Below are 25469 nucleotides of genomic sequence, written 5' to 3' on the forward strand. Positions count from 1 at the left end.
AGGAGCGCACCCCGTGCGCGATGGGCGTGGCACACGCCCGTTTGAACAGCCGCGTCAGTGCTGGTGCCCTGCCAAGGCGCTGACGATGAGCACCATGCCCATGCCCATGCCTAGCCAAAGAATTTGGGCAGCCGTCTCGCGTGCGGACAGCCGCTTTTGCAACTGCGGGATCAAATCGGCCAAGGCCACATAGACAAAGCTGCTGCTGGCCACCACCAGGAAATATGGCAGCCAGTCGCGCAGGGCGTCGACCAGCACATAGCCCACTGCCCCGCCCAAAGCGGTGATGGCCCCGGCCATCGACACCTTGACGATGGCCGCTTGGCGGCTGCCGCTGCCTTGGCGCAACACGGCCAAGTCGCCCATGTGGTGGGGCACCTCGTGCGCCAAAACGGCCAGTGCCGCGATCACGCCCAGGCGCATGTCGGCGATGAAGGCCGAGGCGATCAGGATGCCGTCGCCAAAGCAATGCACGCTGTCGCCCGCCAGCACGGCCCATTGACCGCTCAATTTCTCTTCGGCATGGTGAGCATGTGGTTGGCCGTGCGCTTCGTGGCCATGGCTGGAGGCCTGCGCATCACCATGCCCATGCCCATGCCCATGGTGGCCGTGGCCGTGGCCGTGGTCGTGGCCATGTTCGTGCCCGTGATGCCACAGCTCAGCCTTATCGAGCAAAAAGAAAAACACCAGACCGATCAGCAGGGTCAGAAACAATTCGTGGGCCCCCGCCTCACTCTCGAAAGCCTCGGGCAACAGGTGCAAAAATGCCGTGGCCAGCAATGCCCCTGCGGCCAAGCTGAGCATGTGCTGGGTGTAGCGGCTGAGCACACCAAAACTCAGCCACGCGGCCAGCCAGACGCTGCCGATGCCTGCCACCAAAGTGCCCACCAAAATCGCCAATAAAGTCATCTTGCATCCATGAAGTGCTTGGCACTCCAAAACAAACCGCCTCAAAGGGCGGTTTTCAAAGTTCTCGTCCCAAAGGGCGGTTTTTCAGCGCTCGCGCCCCGAAAGGCACTTGTTGCCATTTTAAATTCAGGCCACACCCTGGCGTTTAAGCCAGGCCAGCAAACGCTGCCAGCCGTCTTCGGCGGGTCCCTTGCGGTAGCTGCCCCGGTAGTCGGCATGAAAAGCGTGCGGGGCCTCAGGATAAACCACAAACTCGCTGGTTTTGGCCGCTGCAGGGCCTTGGGCCAGTGCAGCTTTCATCTTGTCCACCGTGTCAAGGGGAATACCGGTGTCGGCCGCGCCGTACAAACCCAGCACCGGGGCCTTGAGCTGGCCCGCCAAGGCCAGCGGGTGCGCGGGCGTTTGCGCCGTGGCATTGCCCACCAGTCGGCCGTACCAGGCCACACCCGCCTTGAGCTTGGGCTGGTGCGCCGCATACAACCAGGTGATGCGCCCGCCCCAGCAAAAGCCAGTGATCGCCAGTTTGTCGGTGTTGCCGCCATTCGCTGCGGCCCAGGCCACGCAGGCATCCAGGTCGCCCATGACTTGCGCATCGGGCACTTTAGAAATGATTTCAGCTTGCAGCTTGGCGATTTCGCCGTACTCGTTGGGGTCACCCTGGCGCACAAACAGTTCGGGGGCGATGGCCATGTATCCGGCCTGGGCTAGGCGTCGCGTGACGTCGGCGATGTACTCGTGCACGCCAAAAATCTCGGAAATCACCAACACCACTGGCAAACCGGCCTTGCCTGCCGGGGCGCTGCGGTAGGCGGGCATCTTGAAGCCATTCACTTCGATGGTCACTTCGCCGGCCACCAGGCCCGTTACGGGGGTTTTGATGGCCGTCTGCGCCATGATGGGCATGGCCGCTGCGGCGTAACCCACACCCAAAGCCGCTCGCAGGGCCACGCGGCGTGTGGTGCCAGGGTCATCCACACGGCCACCCAAAAGGGCTTGGGCATCGTTGATCAGGTCGTTGTTCAAGGCAGGTCTCCGTGTCAAAAAGAGGACGCTTATCTTGACACATGTGCACAGGGCTTGCACCCCGGGGACGATTTAAACTGGCGCAATGGTCAACGTCCTGCCCGTTTTGTACTCGTTTCGCCGCTGCCCCTACGCCATGCGGGCTCGCTTGGCGCTGCACGCCAGCGGCATTGCCACCGAACACCGCGAAGTGGTCTTGAAAAACAAACCCGCCCACCTGCTGGCCCTCTCACCCAAAGGCACAGTGCCGGTGTTGTGGCTGCCTGGGGCTGCGGGCAGCAAAGTGCTGGAGCAAAGCCTGGACATCATGCTCTGGGCCCTGCGCCAGCACGACCCGCTGGGCTGGCTGCCTCCGTCGGATGCGGGCATGGCCGATGCGCAGGCGCTGATCGCGCACAACGACGGGCCCTTCAAGCAGCAACTGGACCGCTACAAATACCCCAGCCGTTGGGGCTTGGAGAGCGGTGTGGCCGACCGCGATGAGGGGGCAATTTGGTTGCGCACACTGGATGCGCGGCTTCGCAAACAGCCTGAATTGGCTGGCGAGCACTTCGGCATGGCCGATGCGGCCGTGGCCCCCTTTGTACGGCAATACGCCCACACCGATCCGACCTGGTTTGCAGCGCAGCCCTGGCCTGCATTGGCGTCTTGGCTGACCCAATTTGAAGCATCAGATCTGTTCCAGGCCATCATGCACAAGCATGCGCCTTGGCCAGAACCCGCACCTATTTTGTAGGAGCCCACCCCGTGGGCGATGGGCGTGGCACACGCCCTTGAAACCATTCGCCCACGGGGTGGGCTCCCACGAAGTCAGGCTCAGTGCGCCTGCTCCCAGTTCGGGCCAAAGCCCACTTCGGCCAGCAGCGGCACCTTCAGGTCGGCCACGCCCGCCATAAGGCGCGGCACCTCGGTGCGCACCCATTCCACTTCTGATTCGGGCACCTCGAACACCAGTTCGTCGTGCACCTGCATGATGACTTTGGTGGCCTTGCCTTGTTCGTCCAGCGCTTTTTGCACCGCCACCATGCTCAGCTTGATCAGGTCGGCGGCGGTGCCCTGCATGGGCGCGTTGATGGCGGCGCGTTCGGCCCCGGCGCGGCGTGGGCCGTTGGGGCTGTTGATCTCGGGCAGAACCAGGCGGCGGCCAAACACGGTTTCGACATAACCCAGCGCCTTGGCCTGTTCACGGGTGGCGTCCATGTAATGCTTGACGCCGGCAAAACGCTCGAAGTAGCGGGTGATGTAGTTCTTGGCTGCGGTGTTGTCGATGGAGAGCGCCTTGGCCAGACCGAACGCGCTCATGCCGTAGATCAGGCCAAAGTTGATGGTCTTGGCGTAGCGGCGCTGCTCGCTGCTCACGGTGTCGGGCGTTGCGCCAAACACTTCGGCGGCGGTGGCCTTGTGCACGTCCAGGCCGTCGTGAAAGGCTTTGAGCAAGGCTGGATCGTCGCTCAGGTGCGCCATGATGCGCAGCTCGATCTGGCTGTAGTCGGCGCTGGCGATCACACAGCCTGCGGGGGCCACAAAGGCCTCGCGCACCTTGCGCCCCTCGGCGGTACGCACCGGGATGTTTTGCAGATTCGGCTCGTTGCTCGACAAGCGGCCTGTCACGGCCACGGCCTGCGCGTAGTGCGTGTGCACCCGGCCCGTGCGCGGCAAGGCCAGCTGCGCGAGCTTGTCGGTGTAGGTGCCCTTGAGCTTACTCAGGCTACGGTGCTCCAGAATGCGGGCGGGCAGCGGGTAGTCTTCGGCCAGTTTTTCCAGCACTTCTTCGTCGGTGCTGCGCGCGCCGGTGGCGGTTTTCTTGATGACGGGCAGGCCCAGCTTGTCAAAAAAGATCTCGCCCAGTTGCTTGGGGCTCGCCAGATTGAAGGGCTGGCCCGCGATCTCGTAGGCTTCGTTTTCGAGCTGCACGATGCGCTCGCCCAGCGCCTGGCTTTGCGCGGCCAGCGTGGGCGCGTCGATCAGCACGCCGTTGCGCTCGATGCGGTAGAGCGCTTCGCTGGTCTGGATTTCCAGGTCGTAAACGTACTTCAGACCGTCATGCGCTTCGATCTGCGGCCACAGCGCCAAGTGCACGTCCAGGCACTGGTCCGAGTCTTCGCACGAATAGTGCGCGGCTTTGTCCACGTCCACCTGTGCAAACGGGATCTGGTGCGCACCCTTGCCGCACAGGTCTTCGTAGGTCACGCCCCGGCGGCCCACATGGCGCTCGGCAAGACTACTCAGACCATGCGGTTTGTGCACTTCGAGCACGTAGCTCTCCAGCATGGTGTCGTGGGCATAGCCGTGCACCTCGATGCCGTGGTTGGCCAGCACATGGCGGTCGTATTTGACGTTCTGGCCCAATTTCAGGCGGGCCGGGTTTTCGAGCCAGGGTTTGAGCTTGGCCAGCACCTCGGCCAACGGCAATTGCTCGGGCGCACCGGGTCCGTTGTGGGCCAGCGGAATGTAGGCCGCCTCGCCGGGTGTGACGCTCAGCGAAATGCCGACGATCTCGGCGCGCATGGCGTCGAGCGAAGTGGTTTCGGTGTCGATGGCCGTGAGCGGCGCTTGCTCGATGCGGGCGAGCCATGCATCGAACGCGGCCCAGTCGAGCACCGTGTCGTATTTCAAATGACCTTGCACGGCACTGGCGGCGCTGTCCAACTCGGGCAAGGCCGCAGGTTCGTCACCTGAAGCTTCTGCGAACAAGTCGCCCATGCCCGTGTCTTTGGGCTTGGCAGTTTTGGCTTTGGGTGCGGGTGCGGGCGCAGGCATGGCCCCGCCCAGCGACTGCACCAGCCCCTTGAAACCATAGGTTTGGTAAAAATTCAGCAATTTGTCTTTGTCGGGCGCGTGCAGGTGCAAGCTGGCCAACGACGGCAAGTCGGGCACCCAGCCATTCAAGTCGCAATCGGTTTTCATGGTCACCAGCGCCCGGCCCTTGGGCAGCCAGTCCACCGCTTGGCGCAGGTTCTCGCCGGCCACACCCTTGATGTCGTGGGCGTTTTCCATCAGCTTGTCGAGCGAGCCGTATTCCATCAGCCACTTGGCAGCGGTCTTGGGGCCCACCTTGGCCACGCCGGGCACGTTGTCCACTGTGTCGCCCACCAAAGTCTGGTAGTCGATCATGAGCGAGGGCGGCACGCCAAACTCGGCCGTCACGCCGGCCACATCGCGCACCTTGCCGTTCATGGTGTCGATGATGGTGATGTGTTCGTTCACCAATTGGCTCAAGTCCTTGTCGCCGCTCGACACGGTCACGGTGATGCCCTGCTGCGCGGCCACATGCGCCAGCGTGGCGATCACATCATCGGCTTCCACACCGGGCACATCCAGCACCGTCCAGCCCATCAGGCGCACCAACTCGTGGATCGGCTCGATTTGGCTGCGCAAATCGTCGGGCATGGGGCTGCGGTTGGCCTTGTACGCGGGGTACAGCGCGTCCCGGAAAGTCGGGCCTTTGGCGTCAAACACGCAAGCCGCATAGACGGCGGGCACATCCTTGCGCAGCCGCTCCATCATGTTGATCATGCCGCGAATGGCCCCTGTGGCGGGGCTTGTCGGGTCGCCAGGCACAGCCCGCAAGTCGGGCATGGCATGAAAGGCGCGGTACAGGTAGCTGGAGCCGTCGACCAGCAAGAGGGTCGGTTGGGATGTTTCGGGGGTGTTGTCGCTCATCCCTCGATTGTGTACCGGGTTGACACCCAAGTGACCCATGAGGATTGGGGGCTGGGCCTGTGTCAGGGTGATGCGGCAAAGCGAAGCGCTGTGACCACCGATGAACCTTCAGATGGTGTGGGGGGCCTGCGCTGAGGCGATGTGGCAAAGCGAAGCGCCTCTGAGCCTCGGCGCAGGCCCCCCACACCATCGCCCCAAAAAATGCACTGCATGCAATGCACAAAATGATTTAAACTACCAATGCACTGCATAGGATGCAAAAATGACACTCCAAGACATCGGCCAAACCATCGCCCGCACGCGCAAACGCAAAAAAATCACCCAGGCCAGCCTCGCGGCTTCTTTGGGCATGAGCCGCGCCACCGTGTCGGGCATCGAAAACGGCACCGTGTCTGAAATTGGCATCCGCAAAGTGCTTTCTGTCTGCGCCGCGCTGGGTCTGGAGTTGGTGGCCCAAGAAAAACCCCGCCGCCCCACCTTGCAACAACTCATGAAAGAGCAAAGCGATGCTTGACGTTCATGTGGCCTCTCAAAAAGTAGGCAGTGTCTTCAAGCCCGAGTCCGAACCGGACAAATGCCACTTTGTTTATGAAGCCGCCTGCCCGGCAGAAATGGCCGTGTCGCTCAGCATGCCCGTGGTGCGCGAACACTATGCCTCGGCCAACAAATCCCTGCACCCCATCTTTGACATGAACCTGCCCGAAGGCGCACTGGCAGAGCGCCTGCGCTTGGAGTTCAGCAAAGTCATCCCCCGCTTCGATGCCCTGGCTTTGCTCAAAATCGTTGGCCGATCCCAAATTGGCCGCCTGCGTTTTGTTCTGCCGGGTGACAGCGCTTTCGATGTACCCAGCGAAAATCTGAACGAGCTGCTGGCCCACGATGGCACAAAAGGCTTGTTTGAAAGCCTGCTCAGCCGCTACGCCGTGCATTCCGGCATTTCTGGGGCCATGCCCAAAGTGCTGGTGCGCAGCGCAGACCTCGGCCGAGTCACCCATCGGGGAGCCACACACATCGTCAAGGCCTGGACACCCGAACACCCTCGCCTGGCTGAAAACGAGTATTTCTGCATGCGAGCGGCCCTGCATGCGGGGCTGGAAGTGCCCGAGTTCGAACTCTCGCAAGGCGGACAATTTTTGGTGGTCAAGCGCTTTGACCTGACCGACTGCGGCTACTTGGGTTTTGAGGATTTTTGCGTGCTCAATGGCAAAACCGCCCTCCAGAAATACGACGGCTCTTACGAAAACATCACCCGGCGTATCCAAGACTTTGTTTCATCCCAAAACGTGCGCCCGGCTCTGGAAAGCTTTTTCAAGGCACTGGCCTTGTCTTGCGCCCTGAAAAATGGCGATGCCCATCTGAAGAATTTTGGCGTGCTTTACGACAACGCCGAAAGCGCAGTCCGGCTGGCCCCGATTTACGATCTGGTGACCACCACCGCCTACAAACCTGCCGACATCCTGGCCCTGACCTTGGGCGGCACCAAACGCTGGCCCAACGCCAAAACCCTGATCAACTTTGCGCGCACCCATTGCCACATGACGCCAGCGCACGCCCAGGCCCTGCTGGCCCAAGTGGCTCAAGGCATGCAACTGGCCAGCGAAGAAGCCCGGCAGCACATGGCGCAACGCACCGCATTCAAGAAAATCGGGGCGACGATGCTGGAAGAATGGCGCAAGGGACTGGCACTTTCAACGCAGACATGACGCCCATACAGGCCCATTGCTGACCAACGGCTTCCTTGTGGACAGTGCAATCAGCCCGTCTCCCCCGCCTACAATCTCATCTTTGTCCCATTACAGGCCTCACTTCAGGCCCCCAATTGCAACCATGGCGGTCTACACCGAAGTCTCTGAAACCCAGGCCAACGACCTGATGCAAGCCCTGAATCTGGGCCAGCTCACTGCTTTGCGCGGCATCGAGGGCGGCATTGAAAACACCAACTACTTTGCGACCACCGATCAGGGTGAGTACGTGCTCACCCTGTTTGAGCGCCTGACACACGAGCAGCTGCCCTTTTACCTGTTTCTGATGAAACACTTGGCTGGGCGCGGCATCCCGGTGCCTGACCCGGCGGCCAACCGCGACGGCGATGTGCTGCACACCGTGAACGGCAAACCCGCCGCGGTGGTCAACAAGCTCGCGGGCAAGAGCCAGCTGCAACCCCAGGCCGTGCATTGCGCGGCTGTAGGCGACATGCTGGCGCGCATGCACCTGGCGGGGGCCGACTACCACCGCAGCCAGCCCAATCTGCGCGGTTTGCCATGGTGGAACGAAACCGTGCCGGTGGTACTGCCCTTTGTGGAAAAAATCCAGGCGGGCCTGTTGCGCAGCGAGCTGGCTTATCAAAACCACATCGCTCAGGGCGCAGCTTATGCCGCCCTGCCCCGGGGCCCGGTGCATGCCGACCTGTTTCGCGACAACGTCATGTTCGAAGGCGAGCAGCTGACGGGGGTTTTTGACTTTTACTTTTCAGGCGAGGACACCTGGCTGTTTGACTTGGCGGTGTGTCTGAACGACTGGTGCACCGACTTGCCCAGCGGGCAACACGACGCCGAACGTGCCCGGGCCTTGGCGCAGGCCTACAACCGCGCGCGCCCTTTGAGCGCGGCCGAGCGCACCTTGCTGCCAGCCCTTTTGCGTGCGGGGGCTTTGCGTTTTTGGATTTCGCGCCTGTGGGACTACCATTTGCCCCGCGAAGCCGCCATGCTCACGCCGCACGACCCGACCCATTTCGAACGCGTGCTGCTGGGCCGCGTCCATCACCCTGTCTGCACTTGCGAGCTCTTTTGACACCATGAACCTGCAAATTGTTCCCGCCAGCGCTGGCATGAAATGGGCCCGACAGGGCATGCGCACCTTCTGGCGTCAGCCGCTGGCCATGTCGGGGCTGTTTTTCATCTTCATGATCACCGTGTCGCTGATCTCGGTGGTGCCGTTCATCGGCGGCGCGTTGGCCTTGGTGATGCTGCCCGCGCTCACACTGGGCATGATGGCGGCCACACAAGTGGCCTCTGAGGGCAAATTCCCCATGCCCAGCGTGCTGTTTGTGGCGTTCAAGGCGGGGCCGCACCGCAAAAACATGCTCCAGCTGGGCGGACTGTACGCGCTCATTTTCTTGCTGGTGATGGGCGTGTCGACGGTGGTCGATGGGGGCACTTTTGCCAAGGTCTACTTTGGCGGCGCACCCATGACACCCGAAGTGGTCACCGCCGAATCGTTCCAGACCGCCTTGTGGGTGTCGATGCTTTTTTATGTGCCGTTGTCGATGATGTTCTGGCATGCGCCAGCGCTGGTGCACTGGTACGGCATGCCTGCAGTCAAAAGCCTGTTTTTCAGTTTCATGGCTTGCTGGCGCAACCTCAAGGCATTTGGGGTTTACGTGGTGGCTTGGGCCGTGATTTTTTTGGCCTCGGGCGTGCTGGCCTTGTTGATCACCAGCCTGCTGGGCAACCCCCAGCTGATGATGGCCACCTTCATGCCCATGGCCCTGATGGTGGCGGCCATGTTCTTCAGCTCCATGCTGTTTTCGGTGCGCGACTGCTTTGCCACCGACGTGCTGGACGAAGCGGCACCCGAGCCGATCAACTGAGGCGCTCGGCACAACCGGGGCAACGGGCCCGGGGCTGATCAGTGGTGGTGGCCGTGCGCACCGTGCGCATGGCGGTGCGTCACCTCATCGGCGCTGGCGGCGCGCACCTCCAGCACCTTGAGCGTCAGCGTCAGGTGTTGACCTGCCCAGGGGTGGTTGGCGTCCAGAATCACCTTGTCACCCTTGATCTTCACCACATTGAAGACCTGCTCCTGCCCCTGTGCAGAGCGCCCGCGCAGCTGCCCACCCACCTTCACACCCGGTGGAAATTCGCTTTTGGGGATGGTCTGAACCAGGCTCTCGTCGCGCTCACCAAAGGCGTCGGCCGGGGCCAGCTTGAGCGTGGTGCTGAAGCCCACTTCTTGGCCTTCCAGCGCTTGTTCAATTTTGGGGAAAGTGTTGTCGTAGCCCCCATGCAGATAAGCGGTGGGCTCTTGTGTCTTGTCGAGCAACTGGCCTTGGGCGTTCACCACTTTGTGGTGCATGGTGACAACGGTGTCTTGGGTGATTTTCATGGGAACTTTCAGAACAGGAATAGGGGTTAAACCACGGTGAGTTTGGCCACGCTCAGCGCCAGCCATTTGATGCCATGGCGCGGGAAGTTGACCTGGGCGCGGGCATCGGTGCCCACGCCCTCAACCGCCAAGACTCTGCCCTCGCCAAACTTGGCGTGAAACACATTTTTGCCTGCGCTGATGCCGTGCTCGGGTTCGGCTTTTTGCACCGGCACGGGCGGGCTTTTGTAGGTCTCGGTGCTCAGGCTGCTTTGACCCCAGGCAGGACGGACGTGGCGGTTGAAGGCCGGGGTTTGCGGCCAGCCGCCACCCGAAGCCCCAGCGCCATGGCCGCTCCCACCGCCCGCGCTGCCCAGGTTCGAAAACCCGGCACTTTTGGGCGTCACCCACTTCAGGCACTCGTCGGGCAGCTCTTCCAGAAAGCGGCTTTTCAGGTTGTAGCGGGTCTGGCCGTGCAGCATGCGGGTTTGCGAATGGCTCAGGTACAGCCGCTGGCGGGCGCGGGTGATGGCCACATACATCAGGCGGCGCTCTTCCTCCAGGCCGTCAAAGTCGTTCATCGCGTTTTCGTGCGGAAACAGGCCTTCCTCCAGCCCGGTGATGAACACCGCGTCAAACTCCAAGCCCTTGCTGGCGTGCACCGTCATGAGCTGCACCGCGTCTTCACCGGCCTGCGCCTGGTTGTCGCCCGCCTCCAGCGAAGCGTGGGTCAGGAATGCCGCCAAGGGGCTCATGATCACGCCGTCTTCGCTGAACTCGTCGATCGTGCCCAGGTCTGATGTTGGCGCAGCGCTCAAACCCTGGCTTGCTGGGCTTTGCGACAAAGCTGGCGGCATGGCCACCGCGCTGCGGCCAAAGCCTTCTTGGGTGACAAAGCTCTCGGCCGCGTTGACCAGTTCTTCCAAGTTCTCCACCCGGTCGGCGCCTTCTTTTTCAGCGCGGTAATGGTTGACCAAGCCGGTTTTGTCCAGCACCAAATCGATGATCTCGCGCAAGGTCATGCCCTCGGTCTGCTCACGCAGCACATCGACCATGGCCACAAAGGCGGCCAGATTGGCACCGGCCTTGCCGGTGGTGGCGCTCACCGCATCGTGCAGCGAGCAGCCAGCGGCACGCGCCGCGTCTTGCAATTGTTCGATGCTGCGCGCCCCAATGCCGCGTGGCGGAAAGTTGACCACCCGCAAAAAGCTGGTGTCGTCGTTGGGGTTCTCCATCAGGCGCAAATAAGCCAGCGCGTGCTTGATCTCGGCGCGCTCAAAAAAGCGCAAGCCGCCGTACACGCGGTACGGAAACCCGGCGTTGAACAGTGCGGTTTCGAGCACACGGCTTTGCGCGTTGCTGCGGTACAGCAGGGCCACTTCTTTGCGTTCAAAACCGTCTTGCTTGACCAATTGGCGCAGCTCTTCCACCAGCCATTGCGCCTCGGCAAAGTCAGACGGCGACTCCACCACCCGCACCGGCTCACCCGCGCCTTGGTCTGTGCGAAGGGTTTTGCCCAAACGGGTCTTGTTGTGGCTGATCAGGTGGTTGGCCGAGTCGAGGATGTTGCTGAAGCTGCGGTAGTTTTGCTCCAGCTTGATTTGGTGCTGCACCTGAAACTCGCGCACAAAGTCGGCCATGTTGCCCACGCGGGCACCCCGAAAGGCGTAGATGCTCTGGTCGTCGTCGCCCACGGCCAAGATGGCGCCACCGCTTGATGCTTGTCCGCCCTCACCTGGCAAACCCGCCAGCTGCTTGAGCCAGGCGTATTGCAGCTTGTTGGTGTCCTGAAACTCGTCCACCAAAATGTGACGGAACCGGCGGCGGTAATGTTCACGCACATGCACGTTGTCACGCAGCAACTCATAAGAGCGCAGCATCAGCTCGCCAAAATCCACCACGCCTTCGCGCAGGCATTGTTCTTCGTAGAGCTGGTACAGCTCCACCTTGCGGCGGGTTTCGTCGTCGCGCACCGGCACATCACCGGGGCGCTGGCCGTCTTCCTTGCAGCCCGAGATGAAATACTGCACTTGCTTGGGCGGAAAGCGGTCTTCGTCCACATTGAACTGCTTGCACAGCCGCTTGACGGCCGACAGCTGGTCTTGCGTGTCCAGAATTTGAAAAGTCTGCGGCAATCCCGCCAATTGGTGATGCGCCCGCAAAAACCGGTTGCACAGCCCGTGAAAGGTGCCAATCCACATGGCGTTCACGTTCACCGGCAGCATGGACTGCAAGCGCAGCTTCATCTCTTTGGCGGCCTTGTTGGTGAAAGTGACCGCCAAAATGCCGCCGGGCGAAACCTGCGAGGTTTGCAAGAGCCAGGCGATGCGCGTGGTCAGCACCCGGGTTTTGCCAGACCCCGCCCCCGCCAGGATCAGCGCATGCTCGGGCGGCAGGGCCACCGCACGGTGCTGCTCGTCGTTGAGCTGGGCGAGCAAGGGGGAAGATGTGTTCTGGGAAATGTCTGACAGCATAGTCAAGGATTGTAGAAGCTGCACCGCATGTCCCGGCCTTCACTGCGCATCCGGCAGCCTCTGCCGTAACGCCATGGATTGACTGCTCAAAAGGGCTGACATTCCATGAAAATCAAGGGTTTTCGATAAACCCACAGGGGTTAAAAAACCCGCATACTGTATGCATCGTTTATTGACGGATTTTCATCCCCAAAGGCCTTCACATGATTCGCCAATCTTTCTCGCAGCTCATGAGCCGCCTGGCGTGCTACATGTACAAGCCCAGCGCTACAGGCTCTTTCGATTGCGGTTCTCCACAACTGGGCATGGTCGCCTCAGCCAACGTCGAACATGCCCATTGGCCTGCCGCAACGCAAAATGATGCGCCCCGACTGAAAATTGACTTGCGACCCAAGCCCAAGCAAGGCTAATTCCACGCATTGGCTGCAATGGCCAGTGTTCAGAGCCCCTGCGGCGTCTATTGATCCAGCACCCTCAAAGCAGGTCGGTAGGTTCAGGCGCGACCTTGCTGGCTTCAGCGTATAAACTTAGCCACTCTGTTGCTGCCGAGGCACAAATGAGAGCGCACAGTCGGTCTAATGCGGGACATGCCACTTCCTACTGGCGTGCCAACATGCAGACAAGCCATGATCCTTGTAAAAGCACACCCCATGACACCGCCAGCTTGGCCAGTCCCCATTCAAAGAACCCACCCTAGACCGGCGCATGGTTTGCACTCAGGAGGCTCTTTGTGAAGGTGTTTTACGGCTGGCGCATGGTCGGTGCAGCTTGCGGCATCCAGTTCCTGCTGGCGGCTTTCCTCACCCAAGCGCTGGGCCTGTACATCGCGGTCCTGTCCGACGAGATGGGTTGGAGCAAAACCACTTTGTCCGGTGCTGCCGCCCTGCAATCGGTCGAGGCGGCCATCATCGGCCCAGTGCTGGGCTGGGTGATGGACCGGGTCGGCCCTCAGAAAATGATCCGCTTGGGCATGGTGCTGTTCAGTGCCGGTTTGTTGCTGCTGAGCCAGGTCAACAGCGTGACCACCTTTTATGTCAGCTCAGTGTTGATGGCCATTGGGGCCAGCTTGGGGGGCTACTTTCCACTGTCGGTGGCCTTGGTGCAGTGGTTCGAGAAATTTCGCGCCCGCGCCCTGTCCATCATGAGCCTGGGCCTGGCCATGGGCGGGCTGGTGGTGCCGCTGATGGCCTGGTCCATGCAGCAATGGGGCTGGCGTGCCACAGCGGCCGGTTCGGGCGTGCTGGTCCTGCTGACGGGCCTGCCGATGGCCGGCATGATCAGAAGACGCCCCGAAGACCATGGCGAGCACATCGACGGCATCAACCCTGCCATGCGCGCAGCGGCCGAGCGCGAAGGTCACGCAGTGCCCCCGCCCCAGATCGAGTTCACCGTCGCACAAGCCTTGCGCACCCGCGCCTTCTGGATGCTGGCGATTGGCCACGGCCTGGCCCTGCTGGTGGTTTCGGCTGTCAACGTGCATGCCATCACCCACATGAAAGAAGGCTTGGGCTATTCGGTGGCCACGGCCAGTTGGGTGATCCTGATCATGACCTTTGGCCAAGTGGCCGGCGTGCTGATGGGGGCCAGCATGGGCGACTGGTTCGACAAAAGGAAGGTGGCCGCCCTGTGCATGTTGGCCCACGGCATTGGCATGCTGTGCCTGACCTATGCCACCAGCATGGCCATGCTGGTGGCGTTCGGGGTGTTCCATGGCATCGCTTGGGGCTTGCGCGGCCCCTTCATGCAGGCCATCCGGGCCGATTACTTTGGGCGCAACGCGATTGGCATGATCATGGGACTGTCGGCGGCGATCATTGCCCTGGGGCAAATTGCCGGCCCCATGATCGCCGGGGTGCTGGCCGATCTGACGGGGGATTACCAGCTGGGCTTTAGCCTGTTGGCCCTGCTTGCCGCGCTGGGTTCGCTGTCCTTCATGCTGGCCACCAAGCCGCAACGGCCTCTTTCTGACTGAAGTCGGTTGGCTCGATGGCGGTTTGCCTTGGCGGTCAGTCTGCTGAAAGATCTGGAAAATTGAAACGGGTAGAATCAGCCACCGGGCCCAAGATTCTTGCGCCCGGTTTTTTTTGCCCTGAACCTGCAACGGGTTCACACCCAAGGGCTCAAAAGCCGGCCAAGCCAAGCGCTCACTCGTTCTTTCAACGAATCCTTCTTTGGAGCTTGGTTTTCTCATGGAAATTTTTGACTACGACAACATCCTGTTGCTGCCGCGCAAGTGCCGCGTGGAAAGCCGTTCCGAGTGCGACGCGGGCGTCGAACTGGGTGGACGCAAGTTCCGCCTGCCAGTAGTGCCCGCCAACATGAAAACGGTGATCGACGAAAAGATCTGCCTGTGGATGGCGCAAAACGATTACTTTTATGTGATGCACCGCTTTGACCTGGACAACGTCCAGTTTGTGCGCGACATGCATGGACAAGGTGTTTACGCCTCGATCTCGTTGGGCGTCAAAGCACCCGACCGCGCCACCGTGGACCAGCTGGCCGCTGAAAACCTGGTGCCCGAATACATCACCATCGACATCGCCCATGGCCATGCCGACAGCGTGCGCGACATGATCGGTTACATCAAAGGCAAGCTGCCAACGAGCTTTGTGATCGCTGGCAACGTGGCCACACCCGAAGCCGTGATCGACCTGGAAAACTGGGGCGCGGACGCCACCAAAGTGGGCGTGGGCCCAGGAAAGGTGTGCATCACCAAGCTCAAGACCGGTTTTGGCACGGGCGGCTGGCAGCTGTCCGCGCTCAAGTGGTGCGCCCGCGTGGCCACCAAGCCCATCATTGCCGACGGCGGCATCCGCAGCCACGGCGACATCGCCAAGAGCGTGCGCTTTGGTGCCAGCATGGTCATGATCGGCTCGCTGTTTGCAGGCCACGAAGAGTCACCCGGCAAGACCGTGGAGGTCGACGGTGAGATGTTCAAGGAGTACTACGGCTCGGCTTCAGACTTCAACAAGGGCGAGTACAAGCACGTTGAAGGCAAGCGAATTTTGGAGCCGATCAAAGGCAAACTGGCCAACACGCTCATCGAGATGGAGCAAGACGTGCAAAGCTCGATCAGCTACTCAGGCGGCACCAAGCTGATGGACATCCGCAAGGTGAACTATGTCACCCTGGGCGGTGACAATGCAGGTGAACACCTGCTGATGTAAACCCACCGCTGTGCTCACAGCTATGGGAGCCCAAGGGCTCCCTTTTTTGACTTGAAAAGTCTCAGCGCAAAGCCCCCAGCGCCAGCATCAAACCGCTGACCACCAGCAAAGCGCAGATGATTTGGCGCAAACGCGCCACGGGCACATGGTGCGCCACGCGGTGGCCCAACCAAACGCCCGTGAGGGCCACGCCGATCAACACGGTCCAGCGCTCCCATAACAAACCACTGGACAGGCGACCGTCCAGGGCCATGACCAGCAAGACCGTGGTCGCCCCCGTGGCGATGACCATGGGCGTGCTGGCGCGCAACTGCTGCACATCGGCCACGCTGCGACTGAGCCAGGCCACCACCAAAGGGCCCGCCGTGCCAAACAGCATCTCCACCAGGCCAATGGCCCCGCCCACCGGATACACCCAGCCCAGGGCTGGCGGCTGCAACGGCGCGGACCTGACGCGCAAGGCGTTCAGGCCCACGCCCGCCACGTACACACCCAGCAAGAGCAAGGGCCAGCGGCTGTTCATTTGCTGCATGAGCCACAAGCCCAGCACCGTGCCCACCACCATACCGGGCAGCAATCGACGCAGCTCGCGCCACTGCACATGCCGCCAATTCAGTCCACTGTGAAAAGCCGAGGCGGGCACGTCCATCAGCAGGGTCAGGGCCACCACGGCAGGCAAGGGCCAGTTCCAGGCCAACAGGGGCACCACCACCAGCGCCGAGCCAAAGCCGGTGAGGCCCAGCACGCTGTAACCCAACAAAACCACCCCCATGGGGTAAAGCAATTCCTGCATGCCGATTCCTTTTTTTCTTCAATCGCTCAAGTGGTTTTGCACAAACGCTCGAAACACCGACATCACGGGCAACTCGGTGCGTCCCGCCAAGGTGATGAGGGCCAGCCGTGCCTGGCCTTTCAGGGGTATTTGCATGGGCAACTCCACCAAACGGCACTGGGCCAAGCCCTCTCGTGCCGCGCCCAAAATGCCCAGGTAGATCGCATCCGTCTGGCCCACTGCATCCAGCAAGCTGGCGATGTCTTCGCACTGCAAGGTGGTCATTTGCGCTGGATTGGCTTGCGGGCCATAGTGGTCCACCAACAACCTGGCCACCTCCTGCGACAGCTCAATGGAGGCGATGGGGTAGGACAGCAAGGCATCAAAGGGCAAGCCCTTGGCGGCACGCTCCAGCAAAGGGTGGCCCCGGCGACACACAAAGCCTGCACGCATCTCGACCACCTGCGTCATTTTCAAATCCGGTGCCGCTTCGACGCGCCGCACGTCCACCACCAGCGCATCCAGTTCGCGCTCACGCAACTGCACCAGTTGCAGCTCGGTGGAGCCGCGGGCGACCGTGACCTGCACTGTGGGGTGGTGCTTGGCCATGTAGACCAACCAAGGCGTCATGAGCATCGCCCCGGGGCCGGACCCCAAACCCACCCGCAAGCTGCCCAAGCCGCCGTGCTTGATCAAGGCCGCACCCTGCTTGAGTTCCTGGGCCTCGTGCACGATGCGCCGTGCCCGCTCCAGCACAGAACGGCCCAGGGGTGTGAGCTCGTTTTTTTTGCCCACACGGTCAACCAAGAGGCCCCCCAGATCATCCTCCAGCGCCTGGATGCTTCGGCTCAGGGCGGACTGGGTGATGTGCAGTTTTTCTGCCGCGCGGCTGAAGGAGCCGGTATCGGCCAGCGCCAGCCAGTGTTCAAGGTGTCTGAGGTTCATGCATTCATTTTACGAATGATTATCAGAAAAATAAGTCATTGGACACATTGATTTGTAATTTTTACGATTTGGCCATGGTCATTTCAACCATCCAGCAACCCAAGCATCAGGAGACACCATGAACTTCAAAACCCTCATCATCAGCCTGGCCGTGGCCGCCAGCGCCTGCGGCCCTGCCTTGGCGCAAACCTATCCCGCCAAAACCATCAACCTGATCGTGCCTTACCCAGCCGGTGGCCCCTCGGACTTTTTTGCCCGCAAGGTGCAGCCCGACGCAGCGGCCAAACTGGGACAGACCATGATCATTGAAAACATCGGCGGTGCAGGCGGCGCGATTGGCATGGCCAAGTTGGTCAACGCACCGGCTGACGGCTACACCCTGAGTCTGGGCAGCCCCATGGAGCTGGTGCTGGCCCCCATGGCCATCCAGGGCGTCAAGTACAAATCCGAAGATTTCAAACTGGTCGCGCAATTTGCCACCACCACGACCATTTTGGCCGTGCGCAACTCGCTCAACGTGAAAACCGTGGACGATCTGCTGGCACTGGCCCGCAAGAACGCCAACAAGCCCCTGAGCTATGGCAGTGTGGGTCCGGGCTCGCTGTACCACCTGGTGGGCGAGAAGTTCTCGCAATTGACCCAGGTGGAGATGCTGCATGTGCCCTACAAAGGCATTGCGCCACTTTTGACCGACTTGATGGGTGGCCAGATCGACATGGCTTTTTTGCCCATGGCCGGCTCGATCCCGCAAACCCTCATCGACGGCAAGGTTCAGGGTTTGGCCGTGACATCGAAAACCCCGCATGCACTTTTTAAACAATTTCCGGCCATGGCCGCCATGAAAGGGCTGGAAGCCATGGAGTTTGACATTTGGGCCGGTGTCCAAGTCCACAAGAACACCCCAGACGCCGTGGTGAACACCCTGAACAAGGCCTTCTATGCATCGACCGATGCCCCGGAAACCCGCAAGGCGCTGGAAGCCAGTGGCAATGTGGTCTTGCCCTCGCGAAGCCCCGCTGAACTGGCCAAGATCTATATTGGGGAAATCGAGCGCTACCGCGCGATCGCCAAATCGATTAATCTGCAGGCTCAATAAGCCACTTTCCAAATGAGGTCATGCCATGAACGCCCCCAGCGAAGCTTTTCTGCACGACAAACTGCACGCCCTTGATGCCCTTGCGGATGAATTCATCGCAGTGCGCCGCGACATCCACAAGCACCCCGAGATGGGCTACAAGGAGTACCGCACCAGCGACTTGGTGGCCGAGCAACTGAGCGCTTGGGGCTATCAAGTCACGCGCGGCTTGGGTGGCACCGGTCTGGTCGGTCAGATCAAAAAGGGCTCGGGCCACCGCGCCATTGGTATTCGCGCCGACATGGATGCCCTGCCGATCGACGAGGCCACCGGCCTGGCTTATGCCAGCTGCAACGTGGGCATCATGCACGCCTGCGGTCACGATGGGCACACCGCCATGCTGCTGGCGGCGGCCAAGCACATCGCGCAAAAAGGGGTGTTCTCGGGCACCGTCAACCTGATTTTTCAGCCCGCCGAAGAAGGCTTGGGCGGGGCCAAGAAGATGATGGAAGACGGTCTGTTCCAGCAGTTTCCGTGCGATGCCATCTTTGCCATGCACAACATGCCCACCCACCCGCAAGGCCACCTGGTCTTGCGCGACGGCTCGGCCATGGCGTCCTCTGACAACGTGACCATCACCTTGCACGGCAAAGGTGGGCACGGTGCCATGCCGCATGTGGCCGCTGACCCGGTGGTGGCCGGCTCGGCCATCGTCATGGGCTTGCAAAGTATTGTGGCCCGCAACATCGACCCCCAGCAAATGGCCATCATCACCGTGGGCGCGTTCAATGCAGGCGTGGCCAACAACGTGATCCCGCAGACCGCCACACTCAAGTTGAGTGTGCGTTCGCTCGACCGCGATGTGCGCATCCTGCTGGAAAAACGCATCACCGAATTGGTCCATGCCCAAGCTCAAAGCTATGGGGTTAGCGCCGACATCGACTACCAGCGTGGTTACCCGGTTTTGGTCAACCACCTGGCCGAGACCGACTTCGCCCGCAATGTGGCCGAAGAGTTGGTGGGCGCTGACAAAGTCGTGCGCCAAGGCCGCGCCCTGACGGGCAGTGAAGACTTTGCCTTCATGCTCGAAGAGGTACCAGGCAGTTACCTGCTCATCGGCAATGGCGATGGCTCGGGCGATGGCCACGGCGTTTGCATGGTGCACAACCCCGGCTACGACTTCAACGACCAGAACGTGGCCGTGGGTTCGGCCTATTGGTCCTTGCTGGTGGAGCGCTTTTTGCCTGCGCAGGTGTAAAACGCCCCGGCCGGGCCTTGGGGCCTGGCCGGGCGCTGGCGGCAAGCCAGGCACATGGCCTGTGCAGCCGTCAAGACGGGTCTGAGACAATGGGGGGTGAATATGTCTGACCTCGTCCAAACCGTTTTGATTTACGCCCTGCCGGTGATCTTCGCGATCACCTTGCACGAGGCCGCCCACGGCTACGCCGCGCTGCGCCTGGGCGACAACACCGCCTCGGTACTGGGGCGCGTCACACTCAACCCTTTTCCGCACATCGACCCGGTGGGCACCATCTTGCTGCCCCTGCTGTTGTACTTCAGCACCAGTGGCGCGTTTTTGTTCGGTTACGCCAAGCCCGTGCCGGTGCGTTTTGACCAGTTGCGCCACCCCAAACGCGACATGGTCTGGGTGGCGCTGGCCGGGCCGGGTGCCAACCTGTTACAAGCGTTGATCTGGGGCGTGTTGTTTTATGTGCTGACGGGCAACGGTATCACCGAACGGTTTTTCATCGAGATGTGCAAAGCCGGCATGCTCACCAATGTGGTCATGTTCGCCTTCAACCTGTTTCCGCTGCCACCGCTGGACGGCGGGCGCATCCTGGTGGGCCTGTTGCCCTGGCGACAGGCGGTGCTGGTGTCGCGCGTTGAGCCTTGGGGCTTTTTCATCGTCATGGCGCTGGTCCTCACCGGCCTCATCAGTGCCTGGTGGATGCAGCCCCTGATGGGCCTGACCTTTGACTTTCTGAAACTCACCCTCAGCCCTCTGGCCGCTGTGTTGCGCTGACTTCGGTTGCACTGATTTCCTTTTTTTGGTTTTTTGTTTTTGACCCTATGACTTCTCCATCCCGCACCCGCGTCCTCACCGGCATCACCACCACCGGCACCCCCCACCTGGGCAACTACGTGGGGGCGATCCGTCCCACCGTGCAAGCCAGCCGCGACCTGAGCACCGATGGTTTTTACTTCCTGGCCGACTACCACGCGCTCATCAAATGCGACGAGCCCGCCCGCATCCAGCGCTCCACGCTCGAGATCGCCGCCAGCTGGATCGCCTCGGGTCTGGACCCGGACAAAGTCACCTTCTACCGCCAATCGGACATTCCTGAAATCCCCGAACTCACTTGGCTCTTGACCTGCGTGACCGGCAAGGGCGTGCTCAACCGTGCCCACGCCTACAAAGCGGCGGTGGACAAAAACAACGCCGCAGGCCATGACACCGATGCCGACGTGACGGCGGGCCTGTTCATGTACCCGGTGCTCATGGGCGCAGATATTTTGATGTTCAAGGCACACAAAGTACCTGTGGGCCGTGACCAGATCCAGCACATCGAGATGGCGCGCGACATGGCGTCCAGCTTCAACCACTTGTATGGCGAGCATTTCGTGCTGCCGGAGGCCGTGATCGAAGAATCGGTGGCCCTGCTGCCGGGGCTGGACGGCCGCAAAATGAGCAAGAGCTACGACAACACCATCCCGCTGTTTGCACCCGCTGCGCAAATGCGCAAACAAATCGCAGGCATCGTCACCGATTCCAAAGCGCCGGGCGAGCCCAAGGCCACCGAAGGCTCCGCCCTGTTCCAGATTTACCAAGCCTTTTCCAATGCCAACGAGACCGCCGCGATGACCCGCGCCTATGCCGAGGGCATCGGCTGGGGCGATGCCAAGCAAATGCTGTTCGAGCGCATCGACCGCGAAATCGCGCCCATGCGCGAGCACTACCAAAACCTGATCAACAACCCCGCGCAGATGGACAAGATCCTGCTGGCCGGTGCCGATAAGGCCCGCCAACTGGCCACGCCTTTCATGCGTGAATTGCGCCATGCCGTGGGCTTGCGTGCCTTGTCATCGGGCAGCGCTGTGCCAGTGGCCAAAGAAACCAAAACCGCCCTACCCAGCTTTAAACAATACCGTGAACAAGACGGTCAGTTCTATTTCAAGTTGGTGGATGCAAAAGGTCAGGTCTTGCTGCAAAGCCTGGGATTTGTCTCACCCAAGGAAGCAGGACAAACCATCGCCCGGTTGCAATCAGAAGGACCGGACGCCCTGGCCGACCTGAAGCCCATTCTTGAATTCGCCCCCCAAACTGCTGATTTTTTGAGCGAAGTTTTGACGTTGTTGAAAGCTCACACCACGGCCAACCAAAAATGATTTTTTTGTTTTTAATAAAATATATGGCAAAAATATCTACAAACTGATATCCTTGTACTTTAAGATTAGAGCGGAGAATTAATTATGACTGTTTATGTCATTGACGACCACCCATTGATGCGTGACGCATTGACCATGCTGCTGCATCGGGTCAAACCAGGCCTGAAAATCATCCCGATCCACAAGTTGAATGTTGTGGAATCTACGGTTGAAAAAAATGGCCTCCCAGAGTTGTTTTGCCTTGACCTTCAATTGCCCGATACCCTGGGCATGTCCGGCGTACAAGTGCTCAAAGCCAAGTTCCCCGACATCCCTTTGGCGGTCGTGACCAGCTCCAGCGCAAGCGAATACGAAGCGCGTTGCCTTGATGCGGGCGCCGATGCCTTCATCGAAAAATCCAACAGCCCCGCCCAAATCATTGCCTCTTTCCGCAGTCTTTTGGTGACCGAGGAGCAAGCGGCAATTGAAGACGCGGCAACACCAGCCGGCCCGACCAAACTGTCCAAACGCCAAAAGCAACTGATCCTGATGCTGGACCAGGGCTTGTCCAACCGCGACATCGCCGAAAAACTCGACATCAGCGAGCACACCGTCAAGGTGCACTTTTGGCGCTTGTTCCGCCGCCTGGGCGTCAACAGCCGCACACAAGCGCTGCACTTCGCCCGCACCAACGGCTGGCTGGGTATTTGATTCGATCGCATGCCGGTCGTCTCGATCACCTTGCTGCCGGGCTATGCACCGGACACACAGCACCGCATGGTCAACCGCGTGGCCCAGGCCGTGCGGTCCGTGATCGACACACCAGAGGCGGGCACCACGGTCTTTGTCAACGAGGTCAGCACCTACCGGCGTGACGGCAAGGTGTTCAGCGGCGGCCGTGCCGCGCACCCAGTGGCTTCAGAAGTGGTGCAGTCTTTTTTGCAAGCCATGCAAGAACGCGACCTGCAAAAAGCCCAAAGTTTGTTGCACCCCGACTTCCGCATGTGCTTTCCGGGCTCGGTGGTGATGCACAACTTGTCCGAGCTGACCGCTTGGGCTGCCCAACGCTACAGCCGTATCGGCAAACATTACGAACAGTTCGAAGAAAGCTGGCAAGGCGATGCCACCGTGGTGTTTTGCCATGGCACCTTGCAGGGCACCTGGCTCCAGGGTGCGCCTTTTGAAGGCATCCGCTTCATCGACCGGATGGAAGTGCGCGGCGGCCTGATATACCGCCAGGATGTTTGGAACGATCTGGCCGAACACCGCCAAGCCTGAGCCCACATTCAATCCTTCTTTTTGTTTTTGTCCTTGTCCCGGTTGATGATGTCGGGGGTGACGGCATCGACGACATTGACCACGGTCTTGACCCCGTAAATCACGGTAGACGCAGCGACATCAGCAATCGCCAACACCGTACAGCCTTGCAGTAAAGGCATGGCCAAAAAGGCAACGATCAGGAGACGGGTTCTCATCATTTTTTGCATTTCAGATTCAAATAGGTGGCTTGCGCCCGCAAGACATTCAGTCGGTCATTGAGGCGCTCATCAACCGCCAAGGGGCAGGCAATAGACACTCAAGACGTCCATTGACGCAGGGTCTTTGCAGAAAGCGACAGGATACTTGTATTTTTCAAGCATTGACCCCAATCCTATACTCTGGCCTTGACCCTCACCAACCACACGCCATTTAAACCTGGGATGCCCAGCGAAATCCCTGAAGAGTTGTTGGCAAACCGCAAGGCCCTAGAGAGCGTCTGATTCCCCGCATTGTCACCCACAGCTCGCAAAAAATTCATCGCCATGACCCCGCGCCGATGAAGACCGAAATGGGGATGTTCACCCTGGAGGACTGCCCGTGATACGGACACAAGTTGGCATCATTGGCGCGGGCCCCGCGGGCTTCATGCTTTCTCACCTGCTGCATCTGGAGGGCATCGAGTCGGTCATCATTGAACGCTCGCAAAAAGACCATGTGCGCTCCCGCCTTCGCGCCGGAGTGCTCGAACAGGGCACTGTGGAGATGATGCGCGAGGTCGGCCTGGGTGAACGCATGGACCGACTGGCGCTTGAACAACACGCGCTGGATTTTCGCTTCAACAACCGCTCTCACAGGCTGGACTTCCACGAGGCATCGGGCGGGCGGAGCGCCTGGGTCTATCCGCAGTACGAGGTGGTGGCCGATCTGATGCAAGCTCGCGAGGAGGCAGGTGCCCAGATTTTTTATGACGCGCCCGTGACGCACATCGAAGGCCTGGAAGGCAGCCGACCCACCATCCATTTCGAGTCCGAAGGCCAACCACTCGAATTGTCCTGCGATTTCGTGGCGGGCTGTGACGGCTTTAGGGGCATCAGCCGCAGCGCCATTCCTGACGACAAGCTGCGGCTTTATGACCGTGTTTACCCCTTTGGATGGCTGGGCATTTTGGCTGACGCACCACCGGCCATCCAAGACATCACCTGGGGTTGCCATCCCGATGGTTTCGCCATGATGAGCATCCGCACGCCCGAGGTCACCCGCTTGTATTTGCAGTGCGACCCTGACGACAGCCCCGACAACTGGTCCGACGATCGCATCTGGGCAGCATTGCACAAGCGTCTCGATGTCGATGGGCAGCCCCCCATCAATGAAGGTCGCATCACGCAAAAAGCCATCACGGCCATGCGCAGCTTCATCTGTGAACCCATGCGCTTTGGCCGCCTGTTCCTCGCTGGCGATGCCGCCCACATCGTTCCCCCCACAGGTGCCAAGGGTTTGAATGCTGCGATGGCGGACATCAAGGTGCTTGGCCGTTCGCTGGTGGAACACTACAAACGCCATGACCAACGCTGGCTAGACGGCTACGCCGACACTTGCCTCGAACGCATGTGGTTGGTCCAGCGGTTCTCGGCGGGCCTGTGCACGATGGTCCACCAATTTCCGGGGCAAAGCGCATTCGAACGCGGTATGCAACTGGCTGATCTGAACTACATGACCGGGACTCGCGAAGGGCGTGCAGTGTTCGCGCACAACTTCACGGGTCTGCCCGTTCAAGCCTGATGGGTTTCACCCTCTGGGTCTGTATGCCCAAAAGGGAGCGGAGGGCCTCTGAAAAGCCAGCCCCGCTTAAGCTTGTCGGTGACAGCTTATTGAGGGTTCAATGCATCAAGTGCATGCCACCTTGTGGCGTTGTGCCTTTGCATCCAAGCCGTTCAAGTAAGATGACTTTGGGGACAGCCAATCATCAAAAAGACCGCCGCAGATTGCTTTCCCAAACCATGAAAGAAATCACACATGTTGGTACGCCTTTTATATGTCAGCCAGCCAGTAGGGCCGATCACTACGACGGTCACGACGTCGATCTTGGTGAAATCCCAAGCCAATAACAAAAAGGCCAATATCACCGGTATTTTGTGTCAAGGCGCAGGCTTATGGCTGCAGGCATTAGAGGGTGAAAGAAGTCAAGTCAACCGTCTTTACTCGCGGATCATGGGGGACCGCCAGCACCACAATCTCGAGATATTGTCGATGCACGAAATTAAGCATCGACAATTTGAGCAGTGGTCCATGGCACTGGTTCATCTGGACAAAGATGATCCGATGGTCAAGATGGCGCATCCAGAATTTGATCCTTACTCAGCCTCAGCAGAGGACGCCATGTCATTGCTGGATGTACTCATCAAATCAAGCAGCCCAATCACCATGATGGATGCGTGACCACCACATTGGTCGCTGGTAACTTTTTGACGGCGGGTAAATTGGTGAGTAAAAAATGCGCCGGAAGGCGCATTTTTATTGGGTCTCATTCTACGTGGTAGATCTCCCTGATGGCCAGTCCAAATTCCCCCACCCGTGGCCACCCCAAATTCCCCCAGGCAGCGCCTTCAGATTATGACCCGTCAGCTTGGATGGCCAAGCGTGCTGCCGCCTCCTTGAGCCTGTAGCTCTTGCCCTCAAACTCCAGCATCACGCAGCGGTGCATCAACCTGTCCAAGATCGTGCTGGCCATCGTC

General features: G+C 60.3%; 25 protein-coding genes. 16 read left to right on the forward strand and 9 right to left on the reverse strand.

Annotated elements, in window-relative coordinates:
• Positions 1–54: 54 nt before the first annotated feature.
• Complete coding sequence (locus tag ACIQ47_RS07665) at positions 55–909, reverse strand: ZIP family metal transporter (protein WP_396437580.1); 855 nt, start codon at positions 907–909, stop codon at positions 55–57.
• Between the two features lie 126 nt (positions 910–1035).
• Positions 1036–1932, reverse strand: a complete 897-nt coding sequence (locus tag ACIQ47_RS07670) for a dienelactone hydrolase family protein (protein ID WP_396437581.1) — start codon at positions 1930–1932, stop codon at positions 1036–1038.
• Between the two features lie 85 nt (positions 1933–2017).
• Here ACIQ47_RS07670 and ACIQ47_RS07675 point away from each other — a divergent pair, with 85 nt between their 5' ends.
• The gene (locus ACIQ47_RS07675) at positions 2018–2668 is read left to right on the forward strand and encodes a glutathione S-transferase (protein WP_396437582.1); all 651 of its coding nucleotides are present in this window, start codon (positions 2018–2020) and stop codon (positions 2666–2668) included.
• Positions 2669–2748: 80 nt separating this feature from the next.
• Here ACIQ47_RS07675 and polA read toward each other — a convergent pair whose 3' ends face one another.
• Entirely contained in the window at positions 2749–5595 is a 2847-nt protein-coding gene (polA, locus tag ACIQ47_RS07680) for a DNA polymerase I (RefSeq protein ID WP_396437583.1), read from the reverse strand.
• Between the two features lie 262 nt (positions 5596–5857).
• Between polA and ACIQ47_RS07685 the strand changes: the two genes are divergently transcribed.
• The 4 genes from ACIQ47_RS07685 (at position 5858) to ACIQ47_RS07700 (ending at position 9184) form a co-directional block, all read left to right on the forward strand.
• Positions 5858–6109 (forward strand): helix-turn-helix domain-containing protein, encoded by a 252-nt coding sequence (locus tag ACIQ47_RS07685; protein ID WP_396437584.1) that lies wholly within the window; start codon positions 5858–5860, stop codon positions 6107–6109.
• Positions 6102–7298, forward strand: coding sequence for a type II toxin-antitoxin system HipA family toxin (locus ACIQ47_RS07690; RefSeq protein WP_396428650.1), 1197 nt, complete (start codon positions 6102–6104; stop codon positions 7296–7298). Before ACIQ47_RS07685 ends, ACIQ47_RS07690 begins: the two co-directional genes overlap by 8 nt.
• Before the next feature lie 124 nt (positions 7299–7422).
• Positions 7423–8385 (forward strand): homoserine kinase, encoded by a 963-nt coding sequence (locus ACIQ47_RS07695; RefSeq protein WP_396437585.1) that lies wholly within the window; start codon positions 7423–7425, stop codon positions 8383–8385.
• 4 nt (positions 8386–8389) lie between these two features.
• Positions 8390–9184: a BPSS1780 family membrane protein gene (locus tag ACIQ47_RS07700; protein WP_396437586.1), complete on the forward strand. Its 795-nt coding sequence runs from the start codon at positions 8390–8392 to the stop codon at positions 9182–9184.
• A gap of 38 nt (positions 9185–9222) precedes the next feature.
• On the opposite strand, the gene ACIQ47_RS07705 is transcribed toward ACIQ47_RS07700, so the two are convergent.
• Positions 9223–9699, reverse strand: a complete 477-nt coding sequence (locus tag ACIQ47_RS07705) for a peptidylprolyl isomerase (RefSeq protein WP_396428649.1) — start codon at positions 9697–9699, stop codon at positions 9223–9225.
• A 26-nt stretch (positions 9700–9725) separates the two neighbouring features.
• Entirely contained in the window at positions 9726–12152 is a 2427-nt protein-coding gene (locus ACIQ47_RS07710; protein ID WP_396437587.1) for a UvrD-helicase domain-containing protein, read from the reverse strand.
• A gap of 203 nt (positions 12153–12355) precedes the next feature.
• Between ACIQ47_RS07710 and ACIQ47_RS07715 the strand changes: the two genes are divergently transcribed.
• The 3 genes from ACIQ47_RS07715 (at position 12356) to ACIQ47_RS07725 (ending at position 15319) form a co-directional block, all read left to right on the forward strand.
• Complete coding sequence (locus ACIQ47_RS07715) at positions 12356–12562, forward strand: hypothetical protein (RefSeq protein ID WP_396437588.1); 207 nt, start codon at positions 12356–12358, stop codon at positions 12560–12562.
• A 320-nt stretch (positions 12563–12882) separates the two neighbouring features.
• Entirely contained in the window at positions 12883–14124 is a 1242-nt protein-coding gene (locus ACIQ47_RS07720; RefSeq protein WP_396437589.1) for an MFS transporter, read from the forward strand.
• 217 nt (positions 14125–14341) lie between these two features.
• A complete protein-coding gene (locus tag ACIQ47_RS07725) occupies positions 14342–15319 on the forward strand; it encodes a GMP reductase (RefSeq protein ID WP_396437590.1) in 978 nt (325 codons plus the stop codon).
• Between the two features lie 61 nt (positions 15320–15380).
• Here ACIQ47_RS07725 and ACIQ47_RS07730 read toward each other — a convergent pair whose 3' ends face one another.
• Together ACIQ47_RS07730 and ACIQ47_RS07735 are read right to left on the reverse strand one after the other, a co-directional pair.
• Positions 15381–16112 carry a sulfite exporter TauE/SafE family protein gene (locus ACIQ47_RS07730; protein ID WP_396437591.1) on the reverse strand — a complete coding sequence of 244 codons (732 nt, stop codon included), beginning with the start codon at positions 16110–16112 and terminating at the stop codon, positions 15381–15383.
• Between the two features lie 18 nt (positions 16113–16130).
• Positions 16131–17036 carry a LysR family transcriptional regulator gene (locus tag ACIQ47_RS07735; RefSeq protein WP_396437592.1) on the reverse strand — a complete coding sequence of 302 codons (906 nt, stop codon included), beginning with the start codon at positions 17034–17036 and terminating at the stop codon, positions 16131–16133.
• Between the two features lie 118 nt (positions 17037–17154).
• Between ACIQ47_RS07735 and ACIQ47_RS07740 the strand changes: the two genes are divergently transcribed.
• From ACIQ47_RS07740 to ACIQ47_RS07765, 6 genes are all read left to right on the forward strand, one after another.
• Positions 17155–18132 carry a Bug family tripartite tricarboxylate transporter substrate binding protein gene (locus ACIQ47_RS07740; RefSeq protein WP_396437593.1) on the forward strand — a complete coding sequence of 326 codons (978 nt, stop codon included), beginning with the start codon at positions 17155–17157 and terminating at the stop codon, positions 18130–18132.
• A 25-nt stretch (positions 18133–18157) separates the two neighbouring features.
• Complete coding sequence (locus ACIQ47_RS07745) at positions 18158–19369, forward strand: M20 aminoacylase family protein (protein ID WP_396437594.1); 1212 nt, start codon at positions 18158–18160, stop codon at positions 19367–19369.
• 102 nt (positions 19370–19471) lie between these two features.
• Positions 19472–20134, forward strand: a complete 663-nt coding sequence (locus ACIQ47_RS07750; RefSeq protein WP_396428647.1) for a site-2 protease family protein — start codon at positions 19472–19474, stop codon at positions 20132–20134.
• A gap of 47 nt (positions 20135–20181) precedes the next feature.
• Positions 20182–21498, forward strand: a complete 1317-nt coding sequence (locus ACIQ47_RS07755; RefSeq protein WP_396437595.1) for a tryptophan--tRNA ligase — start codon at positions 20182–20184, stop codon at positions 21496–21498.
• A gap of 84 nt (positions 21499–21582) precedes the next feature.
• On the forward strand, positions 21583–22188 hold the full coding sequence (locus ACIQ47_RS07760) for a LuxR C-terminal-related transcriptional regulator (protein ID WP_396437596.1): 606 nt from the start codon (positions 21583–21585) through the stop codon (positions 22186–22188).
• A gap of 9 nt (positions 22189–22197) precedes the next feature.
• The gene (locus tag ACIQ47_RS07765) at positions 22198–22755 is read left to right on the forward strand and encodes a nuclear transport factor 2 family protein (protein ID WP_396437597.1); all 558 of its coding nucleotides are present in this window, start codon (positions 22198–22200) and stop codon (positions 22753–22755) included.
• Positions 22756–22763: 8 nt separating this feature from the next.
• On the opposite strand, the gene ACIQ47_RS07770 is transcribed toward ACIQ47_RS07765, so the two are convergent.
• Positions 22764–22952 carry an NF038104 family lipoprotein gene (locus ACIQ47_RS07770; protein ID WP_396437598.1) on the reverse strand — a complete coding sequence of 63 codons (189 nt, stop codon included), beginning with the start codon at positions 22950–22952 and terminating at the stop codon, positions 22764–22766.
• Between the two features lie 382 nt (positions 22953–23334).
• On the opposite strand from ACIQ47_RS07770, the gene ACIQ47_RS07775 reads away from it, so the two are divergent.
• Positions 23335–24516, forward strand: a complete 1182-nt coding sequence (locus tag ACIQ47_RS07775; protein WP_396437599.1) for a 4-hydroxybenzoate 3-monooxygenase — start codon at positions 23335–23337, stop codon at positions 24514–24516.
• 234 nt (positions 24517–24750) lie between these two features.
• On the forward strand, positions 24751–25173 hold the full coding sequence (locus ACIQ47_RS07780) for a BLUF domain-containing protein (protein WP_396437600.1): 423 nt from the start codon (positions 24751–24753) through the stop codon (positions 25171–25173).
• 172 nt (positions 25174–25345) lie between these two features.
• Here ACIQ47_RS07780 and ACIQ47_RS07785 read toward each other — a convergent pair.
• Positions 25346–25469: ATP-binding protein (locus tag ACIQ47_RS07785; protein WP_396437601.1), on the reverse strand; the 124-nt coding region annotated here is incomplete at its 5' end.

The sequence above is a fragment of the Limnohabitans sp. genome (assembly GCF_044373035.1).
Classification (GTDB): Bacteria; Pseudomonadota; Gammaproteobacteria; order Burkholderiales; family Burkholderiaceae_C; genus Limnohabitans_A.

Bases quoted from the DNA above. Each gene is read 5' to 3' on its own strand.
- ACIQ47_RS07665 (WP_396437580.1), bottom strand. From the start codon at position 909: ATGACTTTATTGGCGATTTTGGTGGGCACTTTGGTGGCAGGCATCGGC.
- ACIQ47_RS07675 (WP_396437582.1), top strand. From the start codon at position 2,018: ATGGTCAACGTCCTGCCCGTTTTGTACTCGTTTCGCCGCTGCCCCTAC.
- polA (WP_396437583.1), bottom strand. From the start codon at position 5,595: ATGAGCGACAACACCCCCGAAACATCCCAACCGACCCTCTTGCTGGTC.
- ACIQ47_RS07685 (WP_396437584.1), top strand. From the start codon at position 5,858: ATGACACTCCAAGACATCGGCCAAACCATCGCCCGCACGCGCAAACGC.
- ACIQ47_RS07690 (WP_396428650.1), top strand. From the start codon at position 6,102: ATGCTTGACGTTCATGTGGCCTCTCAAAAAGTAGGCAGTGTCTTCAAG.
- ACIQ47_RS07695 (WP_396437585.1), top strand. From the start codon at position 7,423: ATGGCGGTCTACACCGAAGTCTCTGAAACCCAGGCCAACGACCTGATG.
- ACIQ47_RS07700 (WP_396437586.1), top strand. From the start codon at position 8,390: ATGAACCTGCAAATTGTTCCCGCCAGCGCTGGCATGAAATGGGCCCGA.
- ACIQ47_RS07705 (WP_396428649.1), bottom strand. From the start codon at position 9,699: ATGAAAATCACCCAAGACACCGTTGTCACCATGCACCACAAAGTGGTG.
- ACIQ47_RS07710 (WP_396437587.1), bottom strand. From the start codon at position 12,152: ATGCTGTCAGACATTTCCCAGAACACATCTTCCCCCTTGCTCGCCCAG.
- ACIQ47_RS07715 (WP_396437588.1), top strand. From the start codon at position 12,356: ATGATTCGCCAATCTTTCTCGCAGCTCATGAGCCGCCTGGCGTGCTAC.
- ACIQ47_RS07725 (WP_396437590.1), top strand. From the start codon at position 14,342: ATGGAAATTTTTGACTACGACAACATCCTGTTGCTGCCGCGCAAGTGC.
- ACIQ47_RS07730 (WP_396437591.1), bottom strand. From the start codon at position 16,112: ATGCAGGAATTGCTTTACCCCATGGGGGTGGTTTTGTTGGGTTACAGC.
- ACIQ47_RS07735 (WP_396437592.1), bottom strand. From the start codon at position 17,036: ATGAACCTCAGACACCTTGAACACTGGCTGGCGCTGGCCGATACCGGC.
- ACIQ47_RS07740 (WP_396437593.1), top strand. From the start codon at position 17,155: ATGAACTTCAAAACCCTCATCATCAGCCTGGCCGTGGCCGCCAGCGCC.
- ACIQ47_RS07745 (WP_396437594.1), top strand. From the start codon at position 18,158: ATGAACGCCCCCAGCGAAGCTTTTCTGCACGACAAACTGCACGCCCTT.
- ACIQ47_RS07750 (WP_396428647.1), top strand. From the start codon at position 19,472: ATGTCTGACCTCGTCCAAACCGTTTTGATTTACGCCCTGCCGGTGATC.
- ACIQ47_RS07755 (WP_396437595.1), top strand. From the start codon at position 20,182: ATGACTTCTCCATCCCGCACCCGCGTCCTCACCGGCATCACCACCACC.
- ACIQ47_RS07760 (WP_396437596.1), top strand. From the start codon at position 21,583: ATGACTGTTTATGTCATTGACGACCACCCATTGATGCGTGACGCATTG.
- ACIQ47_RS07765 (WP_396437597.1), top strand. From the start codon at position 22,198: ATGCCGGTCGTCTCGATCACCTTGCTGCCGGGCTATGCACCGGACACA.
- ACIQ47_RS07770 (WP_396437598.1), bottom strand. From the start codon at position 22,952: ATGAGAACCCGTCTCCTGATCGTTGCCTTTTTGGCCATGCCTTTACTG.
- ACIQ47_RS07780 (WP_396437600.1), top strand. From the start codon at position 24,751: ATGTTGGTACGCCTTTTATATGTCAGCCAGCCAGTAGGGCCGATCACT.